Source organism: Acinetobacter sp. YZS-X1-1 (assembly GCF_000804305.1).
Taxonomy (GTDB): domain Bacteria; phylum Pseudomonadota; class Gammaproteobacteria; order Pseudomonadales; family Moraxellaceae; genus Acinetobacter; species Acinetobacter variabilis.
The window spans coordinates 77,589-90,531 of record NZ_JWHB01000014.1; the positions used below are offsets into that span (position 1 = coordinate 77,589).

At 38.2% G+C, this 12,943-nt stretch carries 7 protein-coding genes; 3 read left to right on the top strand and 4 right to left on the bottom strand.

What is annotated here, in order from left to right; all coding sequences use genetic code 11:
• Window positions 1–24: 24 nt before the first annotated feature.
• Window positions 25–528, top strand: a complete 504-nt coding sequence (locus RJ01_RS09300) for a DUF4442 domain-containing protein (protein WP_034170860.1) — start codon at window positions 25–27, stop codon at window positions 526–528.
• A 57-nt stretch (window positions 529–585) separates the two neighbouring features.
• Here the strand turns inward: RJ01_RS09300 and RJ01_RS09305 are convergent, their stop codons facing one another.
• The 3 genes from RJ01_RS09305 to RJ01_RS09315 all read right to left on the bottom strand — a co-directional run bounded on the left by RJ01_RS09305 (window position 586) and on the right by RJ01_RS09315 (window position 2,364).
• Window positions 586–957 (bottom strand): acyl-CoA thioesterase, encoded by a 372-nt coding sequence (locus RJ01_RS09305; protein ID WP_171523022.1) that lies wholly within the window; start codon window positions 955–957, stop codon window positions 586–588.
• A gap of 75 nt (window positions 958–1,032) precedes the next feature.
• On the bottom strand, window positions 1,033–1,467 hold the full coding sequence (gene trxC / locus RJ01_RS09310; protein WP_004783672.1) for a thioredoxin TrxC: 435 nt from the start codon (window positions 1,465–1,467) through the stop codon (window positions 1,033–1,035).
• On the bottom strand, window positions 1,468–2,364 hold the full coding sequence (locus tag RJ01_RS09315; protein ID WP_034170861.1) for an alpha/beta hydrolase: 897 nt from the start codon (window positions 2,362–2,364) through the stop codon (window positions 1,468–1,470).
• 125 nt (window positions 2,365–2,489) lie between these two features.
• Between RJ01_RS09315 and RJ01_RS09320 the strand changes: the two genes are divergently transcribed.
• A complete protein-coding gene (locus RJ01_RS09320) occupies window positions 2,490–2,825 on the top strand; it encodes a TIGR01244 family sulfur transferase (RefSeq protein WP_004783676.1) in 336 nt (111 codons plus the stop codon).
• A gap of 224 nt (window positions 2,826–3,049) precedes the next feature.
• On the opposite strand, the gene RJ01_RS09325 is transcribed toward RJ01_RS09320, so the two are convergent.
• The gene (locus RJ01_RS09325) at window positions 3,050–11,197 is read right to left on the bottom strand and encodes a hypothetical protein (RefSeq protein WP_034170862.1); all 8,148 of its coding nucleotides are present in this window, start codon (window positions 11,195–11,197) and stop codon (window positions 3,050–3,052) included.
• 172 nt (window positions 11,198–11,369) lie between these two features.
• Between RJ01_RS09325 and RJ01_RS09330 the strand changes: the two genes are divergently transcribed.
• Window positions 11,370–12,746 carry a dihydrolipoyl dehydrogenase gene (locus RJ01_RS09330; protein WP_034170863.1) on the top strand — a complete coding sequence of 459 codons (1,377 nt, stop codon included), beginning with the start codon at window positions 11,370–11,372 and terminating at the stop codon, window positions 12,744–12,746.
• The last annotated feature ends 197 nt before the right edge of the window (window positions 12,747–12,943 follow it).

Here is a 12,943-nt window from a genome sequence, read left to right on the forward strand (position 1 = left end):
GCAGCAACGTCTGTAGATGGAATTATGGCAAAGAGCAACCGACTGACCAAACTGGTTAAAGCGACATCAAGATTACCGCAAGGTATACGTACTGCTTTATTGAGTAAGACCTTTGGCCGGGTGGTTCCAATGGTCGGTTCTGCCAAGATTCGCTATCAGGAAATCAGTGCATCCAAAGTTGTGGTGAGTATGGCCAATCATAAGGCCATGCAGAACCATATCGGTCAGATTCATGCCTGTGCCATGGCACTGTTGGCAGAAACAGCAACCGGCTTTGTAACTGCGATGAATGTACCTGACAGCGCAGTGGTTTTGATTAAAAGCCTAAAAGTGGACTTTAAGCGTCCAACCAAAGGTGCCATGACTGCGGTGGCTACGTTGACTCCTGAACAGCAGCAATTGATGCAAAGTTCAGAAAAAGGTGAAACGCTAGTACAAGTTATTGTAACTGATGAATCTGGTGAAGCACCGATTCAATGCGAGATGCTCTGGGCTTGGATTGCCAAGAATCAGTTGAAGCCAGCCTAATTTCAATACAGACAAAAAAATCCCAGATCAATGATCTGGGATTTTTTATTTAATGAATTATGAGTTCTGCTGAGATTCTGCAAATTTCTGTTTTGCTTCATCCGGAATTGGACGTTTATTGCCTTTGACATCCACTGCGACAAAGGTAAATACCCCTTCAGTCACGCGTACAGGTGCACGTGAGTTATCATGACTGTCCCATACTTCGATTTGCATCTGGATTGAAGTATTACCGACTTTTAGAATTTTGGTATAGCAGCTAATGACATCGCCGACTTTCACAGGAACCAGGAAGGTCATCTGGTTAATCGAAATCGTTGCACAGCGTCCTTTACTAAAGCGCTCTGCATGAATTGCTCCCGCCAAGTCCATTTGTGAAACAATCCAGCCACCAAATACATCTCCACTCCAGTTGGTATCCGCAGGCATTGCAATCGTCTGCAGGGAAAGTACTCCCTCTGGTTTAATATGAGAATCTGTCACTTGAACTCCAGGCTTTTTAAATTAGGATTGAGCATTATTTAACTGCTGATCAAGCCACTTTTGTAGTTCGCTTGAACGTAATGCACCGCTTATTCTAGCAATTTCATTGGTTTTATTCATCAAAACCAGCGTCGGAATACTACGTACATTAAATGCTGAGCTTAATCGCGGATTGGCTTCGGTATCAATTTTAGCAAATACCACTTGTGGATTTTCTTTTGCTACAGCAGCAAAATGCGGTGCCATCATTTTACATGGACCACACCAGTCTGCCCATAGATCAATCAGGATGGGAAGATCACTATGGGTGACAAACTGACTAAAGTTCTGTTCATTTAGCTCAATCGGCGCCAGTGGAACCAAAGCTTGATGACACTGACCACATGCTGGATCGGCCGTTAATTTTTCTTCAGGCACACGATTTTTAGCCTGGCAATTCGGGCATACAATGATCATCTAGCGCACTCCAATATGTTGATGTAAGAATTCTAATTGGGTCGAGACTGCTTTTTCAAACCATTCACCATGATAAATATCAAAATGCCGCATATTCCACTCATGATATTGTACAAATGGTGCAATATTGGTTGCGGTTTCCCGACTGGCTTCAATGGGAATCAGGCTGTCTTGTTGTGCTGCGATAAACAGGACAGGAATAGTGATTTTGCGGACTTCCTGAATAGGACGATATCGCATCAATTTAAAGAATACCCGGGCTGGGATATGACCACTCCAGTAATAATCTGGATTCACAATGGATAGATATCCTTCATAACTGTCTTGTGTCGGCATAAAACAGAGTTCATGACGATCAACTACCGGCAAGGTCTTGGGCGCCATTCCTACCTTTGCCCCCATATAATCCTGACTAGAAATCTTCAGGGCTTTAGGCAATTGCTGCAAAGGATAAAGCTTTGCACTTTCTGCACCATCAACAAAGGGTACCTGTACCATTACCGCCTGAATATTTTTTAGTTCTGCGGCCAATGTCAGTACATGCCCGCCACTTAATGCCGTTCCCCATAACACAATCCGTTTAGCATCAATGGATTTACGTGCCTGTAAATGCTGGATCATGGTACGCCAGTCTTCAAGCTGAGCACCGATCGACACCAATTCACGCGGACGCCCGGTACTGCCTCCCCAATAGCGATAATCAAACAGAACCACCGCATAACCTGCACTGGCAAAACGTTGGGCATATTGCACCAGTTTAAAATGACGTAAAGCAGCCAGGCCATGAGCCATCAGGATCACAGCTGGTTTGTCAATCTGTTGAGGACGATAGAAATCCGCAGCAATCACTTCCTGACCGCTCTTGACATACAGTGGTTCGACTGTATAGGCGTACATACGCGCTCCATTGCGTTATTTTATAGTTGTAATCGTTTATAAATTTTTCAGAACTAGGCCATCATGTTTTCAGCTTAATGCTATCATAAAGCATATCAAGATAAATGACATAATGGAGTGACATCATGAGCGAAAATGTAGGCTTTGCTGGCCAAATTGGTCCTGAACATATCTCTCAAGTAGTTGAAAAAGGTTTTAAATCAATTATCAATAACCGTCCGGATATGGAAGGTGGCCCTGAACAGCCAACCAGCGTACAAATTGAGGAGGCTGCTCGTAGTGCAGGTCTGGATTATGTCTTCCAGCCAGTAGTTGCTGGCCAGATTACCGAGCTTGATGTGCGCACCTTTGCCAACCATTATAACGAATTACCAAAACCGATCTTGATGTTCTGCCGTACAGGAAATCGCTCCAATAATTTATATCAGCTGGCGAAACAGATGGACTTGCTGGATGACTAAGGTATTTGGGGAAATGTACTTTTAGTCAACATCTCCTTTTAGTTTCAGAGATCGGCGTATGTATAAATTCTTACTGGTTATATGTTGCAGTCTTGCATTGATGGGTTGTAGTTCAATTAATTTTAAGCCTACTGTGGGTGTCAGTGTGGGAACTTCTATTTAATTTTTTGAATTTTAGCTCCTATAAAAAAAAACAGCGCCGAAGCGCTGTTTTTTTAGTTAGATCAATTAATACAAGTCGTATATGGACTTACACGGTTCGGAGCATAACTTCCATCAGTCGCATAATCACTAGCTAAACTTGGTAATGTTAATGTTGTATAGCCTCTCGTTGGTGTATGTGCAAGTGTTGTTTTCGCACCAACCTCTACAGATACCCATTGTGCATTAGCTTTCGGATATTCAATAATGAAATCAAATCTACCCGTGCTATCTGTACGATAGGTCGCAGTATATGGATGAGTTGTACTATTATTTGCTGTCCCACCTAGGAAGCGAACCACACGTAATGCCTGACCATTAGCTGCCCAAGTTGAAGTATTTGCATTAATTGGACATGTAGTTGTCAAATTCTGCATTAATGTCTGTGACGGTGTAAAATTCAACAGTGGATAGTAATAGTCATTTGGTTTAATCCAACCTTTCAAGTTTGTGAATGGATAAACTGCATCCAATTCTTTTACATCTTCTGTCTTAGGTGTCCCATCAGGATTAGTTAGAGGATTACCACTTGCATCTAAAACAGGTTTAGTCACGACTTTCCATGGATTTTTTTGAATACCAAACATCCATTCACCGATGACATAAGAAGTTGGACGAACATCCAGAACAACATCCTGATTTGCAACAGGTTTACCATCAACATCAACTAATTGAACAGAACCTTCTTTTTGATAATAAACCCCATTAGCTGTTGATGTAATCTCTGTTGGGTTAAAGTTAACAGCAATAGAACCAACAGTTACTGGCACTTCTGAATTTACAACATCAATACGATGAGGTACACGTCGTTCTGTATTTTGTTCATCCTTAACAATAGCCTCTACACGTAGGTCAGCAGTAGCAAAGTCATAGTTTCGATCACGCAAGCTTTCATCAATAACAATTGTAAATTTTGCCCAACCATTCTCATCACTTTCTACAGTTGATGCACCACGAATATAAGCACCATTTTGACTGTATGCTGGGATTGTTAAAGTTACTGCTTTTCCAGTTTGACTTGATCCTTCTAAGTCTACTACTAATACAGACACTTCAACACTATCGCCTCTTAGATTCAATTTATCTTTAGATGACTTGATTTTTAAATCTAATGTTGGTGCTAGAACTGTTGGTGAATGGACTTGAATACTACCAGGTTGAGTTACTATAGCACCTGTTGCAGTGGTATGTGTTGCTGTTAATTCAATTGGTAGAACAGGAGTTGATAATATTCCCTGTAATGATTTCATTGATACTTCAAATACAGCTTCACCAAACTCATTTGTTGTAATTTGTGAAGAACCATTAATACTCGTAGCATTACGTGGGTCATTAATCGCTAAAGTTACAGTTTCATTGGCAACCCCACCTTGATTCGCATCAAGAAGTTTAACTGTTACAAATGCACTATCACCTGATGATGATAAAGATACTCGACTGCTATCTATCGTCAAGTGATAAGGATTACTAATATCTTGAACAGTAAAAGTCAGATCCGTCTGAAGTTTATTACCACGTGGATCACGAATAGTACCCGTAACCATAATAGAGCTTAATACTGTTTTTGTAATACCTTTTGGCACAATCAAGTCAATAGGAACTGAACCGTTTCCTTGTATCACCACTCCTTCAGCACTCAGCTTAATACCTGCAGCTATCGCTTCTGGATTCAGAGTTAATTGCATTGGTGTACCATTAGCAGTATTAATCCCCATTTCATCTTTAACAGCTGCATACACTTTAATTGTTTGCCCAGCTGTCACTGTTTTTACATCTGAGGTTAAACGCGGATTTAAAGCATTTGCTGGAGCGGTGATACCAATTACACTTGTTTGCTGTAAACGATCGCCATTATTTAAGTTCGTACCAACTACTGCAAAGACAATACCATTTTTGATCAAACTAGCATCATATGCGCCCTCAGAAACGGTAACCGTAAATTCAGCTTCACCCTTACTGTTAGTTTGAGTTGGTACATTGCTTAATGTCACACGACTAGAAGTTAAACTAGATAGTGCAACTGCGATAGGCGTGTTTGGAATTGTATTACCAGCTTTATCAACTGCTTTAATTTTGACGCGTGTTTCACCACCAAGAACAGAAATTGTATCTAATGGCTTATCATCTACTGTCGTAAAGATAAGATTCGCTAATTCAGGTAAAATAACCTTAGCTTTATCTAACTCAATTTTACGAACCAGCGTATATTCAGAACCATCCGCACGTCGTGCAGTTGCTGTAAATTCAAGATCATTTGCAGCCAAGTTTTCAATTTCTGTATCACTTTGAGGATTGAGTGTCACTCTAAATGTTGCAAGACCTTTGTCATCTGTCATGACTTGAGATGGCGTGTTGAAACTTACACCATTACTTAAAGCAGCTTCATTTAAACCTAGTGACACGACTTGATTTGCAAGTGCATTACCTTGTGTATCTTTCGCATTAATTGTCACCTGAATCGTCTTAGGTGTATTCACACCCAATGTAACAACATAATCAGATGCATCTAAGGTAAAGTAATCTAGAATCTGCCCGGCATTTGGCGATTTAAAGTTCAAGGTTTGAACAGCAGCTTTACCATTGCTGGTGGTCGCCGTGATACGAACACCTGGACTCACCAGCTTAATCTGCTCTTGAGTACTTGCTGCTTTATATTCAAACTCAAAATAAGCGTAACCATTGGCATCAGTAAGCTTAGTTGCTTCACCTGTTAAAGTGAATTGTGCTGTTTTTAACTGCGCTAGGGTTAAATCCGGTGTATCAATCGTAACTTTTGCACCCTGTAAAGCACCCTTATCAGCAGATAACGCTTTTACTGGAATAATGATTTTTTGATCTTTTGAATAATCAAATGCTTGCAGAATTGGATCAATTAAAACTTCTGCAGGTGTAGACTCAACATCAGGAGCTCTTAAATCAATACGGCGAGAAGCTTCATAATTCGAACCATCAGCACGTTTAGCTGTTAATGTAACCTGTAAATCACCAGTCACATCATCAATCAGCTTTTGCACTTCCGCTTTATTACGTGGCAATGCCTTAAAGGTAAAGGTTACATATCCATCAGCATCCGTTTTTTGCGTAAAGGTTTGTGCACCAACATTCGCACCTGTTGGATCAAGTAAATAAACACCATTATTATGTGCTTGTTCATTATAGCTGATCGTTACATCTTGATTAGCAAGTGCTTTACCACCCACATTGATTGCACGTACCTTAACAGTAATATCAGTTTGTACGTTTTCTTCAATCGCAGCATAACCATTTGTATCAATAGAAATATAATCTAATGCTTCTGAAGTTAAAGACTCTCTAAAGTTCAATTTTGTCGTCTGTGTTTTTCCATTTGCAGTTGCAGTAACAGTTACACCATTTAAGATCTCACGCTGTACTGTAGATTCTGCATATTTATATTCAAATACAAATGTCGCATAGCCGTCATCACCAGTAAACTGTTCAGCTGCTCCATTTAAACTAAAGTTGAGTTGTGCTAATTTCGCTTGAATATCAGTTGTGATTGCAACTTTTTCATTTTTCAGCGTACTGCCAGCAGCATCTAATGCTTTAACGCGTACTTGAATCGTATGATCTTGAGTATAGTCAAATGAATTTAAGATTGGATCAATAACTAAAGTCTCAACTTTAGATTCAACTTGCTCTTCGGCTTGTACTAATTCAACTTTACGTTGAGCTTGACGAACAGATCCATCAGCAACTGCAGATAAGACTTTTACTGTTACGCCATTTGTCAATAATGCTTCTAATTCCTGTTGGTTCTTTGGATGCACACTGAATTCAAATTTTGCATAACCTTCTGCATCAGTTGCTACTGATGAAGCTGTAAGAAGATTAATACCATTTTCATTGGTCAATTCAATCTGAACATTTTGATTTGCCAAAACTGAACCATCAGTACCTTTTGCAAGCACTGATAATACAACTTTAGTTTCTACATCCGTATCAATGACAGCTTTACCAATCATATCAATGACAAGATAATCAAGCGTATTAGTTTGAGTTTCCGCAAAGTTAATAACTGTGCGCTGCTCTTTACCATTTGCAGTCGCCAATAACGCTACACCTTTCAATGCAAGGTTTTTTTGCTCTGTAGATTGTGCATCGTAGTTATAGCTAAATTCGAAGACAGCATAGCCTTGATCATCGGTATATTGCTCAGCAGCACCATTTAAACTTAAATTAAGTTTCGCTAATTCTGCACTTGAGATGTTTTCAGGACGCAATGTAATTTTTTCATTACGTAATGCGCTACCATCTTCACCAATCGCCTTCACTCGTACCGCAATGGTATGATTTTTACTGTAATCATAAACACTAATTGGATCAATGATCAGATAATCAACTTCACTTGGTGCTTCTGCTTCTGACTTATAAAGTTCAACTTTTCTTGATACTTTGTATGCAGAACCATCTACACGCTGTGCAGATAAACGAACATTCAAACCAGATGCAAGCAATGCTTCTAATTCAGATGCATTTTCTGGTGCAATGTTGAGTTTAAATGTGGCTTGTCCTTGTGCATTGGTCACAACTTCTGTCGCAGAATTAAATGAAATACCACTATTGGTTTCTGTTTCATTCAATTCAATTTTCACAGTCTGGTCTTTTAATGCCTGACCATTTGTTGCCAATGCAGTTGCTGTAATCGTCACTTCTGTTGGTTTATCGGTTGAGATAACTGCACGACCACCTGTAGATACCACTAAATAATCAAGATTGATTTCTTGTTCATTTGCAGGTGCTTTAAAGTTAATAATCGTATTATTCGTCTTTCCATTAGCAGTTGCTTTAATTTCAAAACCATTTAGCAGTTTCTTTTGTGCAGGAGACTGTGCATTGTATTTATAGTCAAATGTGAATGTCACGTAACCATAATCATCAGTCAGTTTCGTCACATCGCCAACAAGACTTAAATTCAGATCAGCTAACTCTTGTGCACTAAGGGCTGTCGTTAAGCTCACTTTTTCATTACGTAAAGACTGACCAGCTTGACCAATCGCTTTCACGCGTACTTGAATTGTTTGGTCTTTTGTATAGTCATATGCTGCTTGTAACGGATCGATTAGTAGTGAAGATACTTGCGATGCTTGCTCTTGCTCAATAAGCTTAATCGTTCTTAGCGTTGTATATTCAGAACCATCTTTTGCAGTTGCTTTAACAGCGACTGTTACACCACTCGCAAGCAACGCATTCAGTTCATCTTTATTCTTTGGTTTCGCATTTAAAACGAACTCAGCATTACCTAATGCATCTGTAACTAGGTTATTAGAGGTCGCATACGTTACGCCATTTGAAACTGCAGTATTATCAATACCAATACTAATACGTTGGTTAGCTAAAACCTTACCATCTGTACCCATTGCCTTGACACGGATCTTGATCGGTGTATCTGTAGTGGTCGAAATTAAGGCTTGTCCATCTGTATCGACAGTAAAGAAACTTAAGTCGATACTATCGCTCGGAGCCTTAAAGTTAATGCGAATATTACTGACCTTACCATTTGCCAAAGCATTGAAAGTAAGACCTTTTTTCGCAAGTTCTTCTTGTTCATGCGTTTCGTTATACTGGTAACTAAGTTTAAACGTTGCATAACCTAATGCATCAGTGATTTGTTCTGCTTGGGTCGTAAAACTTAAGCCTAACTGCTGCATCTGCTGATTAGTTAGGGCAGATTTTAACTGAATTTTTTCTTTTGCTAATGGGCTTCCATTGACATCTAATGCTTTTACACGAACGGTAATTTCTTGATTTTGCGTATAGTCAAAACGGGTTAAGATTGGATCTACCATGAGGTAATCCACTTGACTCGTTCCAGTGTCAATAATCGAGTTTGAAACTAAATCAATTTTACGAGTAACTGAATGCTTAGAACCATCATTACGATAAGACACTACTGCAACAGTTAGTCCTTTTTCAATCAAGGTATTTAATTCAGTCAAATTACGTGCTGCAACTTTTAATTTAAATTCAACTTTACCTTGTGCATCCGATACAAGCTTAGTTGCCGTGGCATATGAAACACCATTTGACATCGAAGTTTCATCAATACCAATAGCTAATTCTTGATTAGCAAGAACTGCACCATCAACACCAAAGGCTTGCGTACGTACTACAATTTCAGTTTGTTGATTAAGTGCAATTTGAGCTAAACCATCAGTATCTAAAGTAAAGTAATCAAGGCTGACTTTGTCACTGACACTCTTTGTATTGAAGTTAACTTTAATCGTTTGAGTCTTTTGATTAGATAATGCCGTGGATGTAAAAGTAATCCCTTGCTTAGCTAACGCTTGCTGTTCTGCAGATTTATTATATTGATACTTATAAACAAACTCTGCATAACCATTTGCATCTGTTAAAACTTCAGCAGCTGTACTTAAACTTAAACTCAACTTATTCAGCTGATCATCTGAAAGTAAAGATTTAATTGATACTTTTTCATCTTTAAGAGGGCCACCTTTTTCACCAATTGCTTTTACTTTAATCGTAATGTCTTGGTTCTTGGTAGGATCAAAGTTTTCATTAATTGGGTCAATTAAGAGATACTTAACTGCTTCAGTTGCAACAGCCTTATCTTCAACAACAATTTTAATATTATTGCTAATACCGTTATCTGTTGTAAACGTCGCTGTGATCCCTGAAGCCTTTAATGCTTCTACAGCTGCTGCTGTTTGCGATGCTGGTGTTTTAATTCTGAAAGTGACATAACCCTCTGCGCCGACAGACTGACTTTCATTTAAATCAAAGTTAACACCATCACTACTGCCTTCAAACTTAACAGCATTTGCTACAGCTTCGCTATTTAAGGTAAGTTTGATTTTACCTTTTTTCGCAGCATGTCCATTGTTCGCAATCGCTTTGACCTTAATTTCAACACTGTCAGACATTGCATTGATTTTATAAGATGAAGCGATTTCTAGACGTTGAATAGCTTCTTGATCGGTTGCACTATCATCTGCAGTAATGACATCAACAGTAATGGTCGCGAATTTCTCAGGGTTCTCTAGGAAAGTTGCTTTAAGTTCAATCCCTTCATCCTTCAAAGCAAGTGGTGTATCAGAATTACTTTTTAGGATAAATTCCGCATAACCTTGTGCATTTGTAATGGCTTCAGTTTTATCCAAGGTCACACCACGACCAGATTGATTGGTCTCCAGGCGAACTTTTTTACCTGCTAAATCTTGTTTATTGGAATTTTTGGCATATACACGAATACGTGCTTCGCCATTTTTTGCAGCAATCGGTGCATCAGGCTTAATAATTTCAAGTTTATCGACAATTGTTGCAATATCTTTAAATGTTAGAGACGTAGTTGCTTGCTTTTCTGCACGATGCTCATCAATGAGTTTAAAGTTTAGTGTTTTAGATGTATCTACAAGCTGTTGAATTTGTGCCGCAGTTAAATTTTTATTTGCTACAAGTTTAAAATTTGCTTTACCTTCACTATCTGTCTGTACAGATGATCCGTTGCTAATTACAAACAATCCTTGTAACTCAGCAGGTAAAGACAATTCAACGGTTTGTCCTGACTTAGAACCACCTTTTGGATCAGTCACTTGGACAAAAAATTCAACTGTCCCATTTGGTAAATCAATCGTAAGGCCTTGTGGCACATCTAGAGTATAATCACTAACAATTACACTAGATTTTTTAATATTAAGGGTATATACCTGTTTAACTTGTGTGCCATCTACAGTTGCAGTTAATTGTACTTTACCAGATTCAATATTAATTGAAGGAATTTTAAGCTCAAAAATAGCAATACCATCTTCAGCTGTAGCAACTAAGGAACTTTTACTTGTTACACCTAATTTATCTGAATCATTAATCGCTAATCGTACATTTTTGCTAGAAATTCCACCTTTATCTGCATTTAAGACCTGAACAGCAATTTGTACAGTTGAATTATCTACAACCTGAACAATATTTTGGCCACTCGAATCTTGCAAATTAATATTCAAGCTTTCTGGAACTTGAGCTGTATTATCTGTAGATTCATTGCCGCCTCCATTATTTCCTCCTGTATTTGGTTGACTATTATTGTCATTATTATAGTAACCGTCACTCCCCCCCCCGCCACATGCAACTAAAGAAATCGATGTTGCTAAAACAGTCGTGTTAACCCCTAATTTTTTTAAATTTATAAACAAACTCATGTTTTTTCCCACTGCATATAATAGTTAAGCTGCCATAAAAGTTAATCTTCTGGCTTTTACACAAAATTTACTCAAAATATCAAAAATAAGCAATCTAGTTACATAATTTACATCAGAAACATTGTAAATCATGCATATAAATATTCATGTTCTGAGAATTGGTAAGCAATTTATGTATGACATTATTATTATCGGTGCAGGCACAGCAGGAATTAGTGCTTATAAAGAAGCTATTAAATATACCCAAAATATTTTAATTATTAATGCTGGTTCATGGGAGACTACATGTGCTCGTGTAGGCTGTATGCCGAGCAAGCTTCTAATTTCTTCTGCTAATCGTATGCATGAGATTAAAACTGCAGAAAATTTCGGATTAAAACATGAGGCAGTAATAAATACTTCAGTTGTTATGGAGCGCTTACATAAGCTTCGTGATCATTATATTCGGGCCACTTTAAAAGAAGTAGAACAATGGGATTCAACTCATAAAGTATCAGGGCATGCCAAATTTACTAATGCTCAAACAGTCCAAGTAGAGGGAAAATCTTATCAAGCTAAAAGTTTTATTATTGCAGTAGGCTCTCGACCAAATTTTGATGGCACCTTAAAAAATGAACTAGGCGATAAACTCCTGACTTCTGATGAAATCTTTGAGCTTTCACATTTACCTAAATCCTTAGCAGTGATTGGTAGTGGCGTCATTGCAATTGAATTGGTTCAAGCCATGCAACGTTTAGGGGTACGTACTACTATGTTTGCTCGTAGTCAGAAAATAGGTGCACTCACCAGTCCAACTCTACAAGCTTTGGTTAGAGATCAACTAAATAACGAGCTGGATATCAAATTTAAAACCCTACCAAATCAAGTCAAACTCCTTAATGATCAGGTAAAAATTGACTATATAGAGAATGATCAAAAGCAAAGTATTGAAGTAGATTATGTACTCTTAGCCACTGGACGTAGTTCTAATTTAGATCGATTAGATTTGGAAAAAATTAATTCTGAATTTCAAGAGGTTAAAAAGCTACCTATTAATAAAAAAACCAAGCAATTAGCAAATTTCCCTATTTTTATTGTTGGAGATGCAGCCCCTGATGCCCCAATTCAACATGAAGCTGCTCACAATGGTAAAGAAGTAGTCCAAAACTGCTTAAATTTTCCAGATGTTCAACCTATTTCTGCCCTAACTCCTTTGGCAATCGTATTTAGCCAACCAGAAATGGCGATTATTGGTCAAAGTTTCAAACAGCTAGAAGAGAAAAATACGGAATATATTAGAGGTTTTGTTTCTTACGAAAGACAGGGACGCGCATTAATCCTTGCAGAAAATAAAGGCGGAGCTGAAGTATATATAGATAAAAAGTCAGGAAAATTATTAGGTGCTGAATTATTCTGCCCTCAAGCCGAACATCTAGCACACATGCTAGCCTGGATGATTGATGCAGAGCAAGATATTCATCAGATTCTGGCAAAGCCTTACTATCATCCGACTTTAGAAGAAGGACTAAGAACAGCATTTAAACATGCTCGTCGTCAGCTTGATCAATAGGAAATAATTGAAAATTCTTAAATATATTAAAGAAGTATTAATAGATAAAATTTAATTACTTCAAACAATATGGTGCAGCTAATAGCTCTGAAGTTTTGGCTGCTCCTTATTACTCCTTAACTCATTTTTTAGATCAGAAAATATCAATAGAAAAAGTTGTAACTATTTAAACCCCACGCATAAAAAAAGCCCCCTGC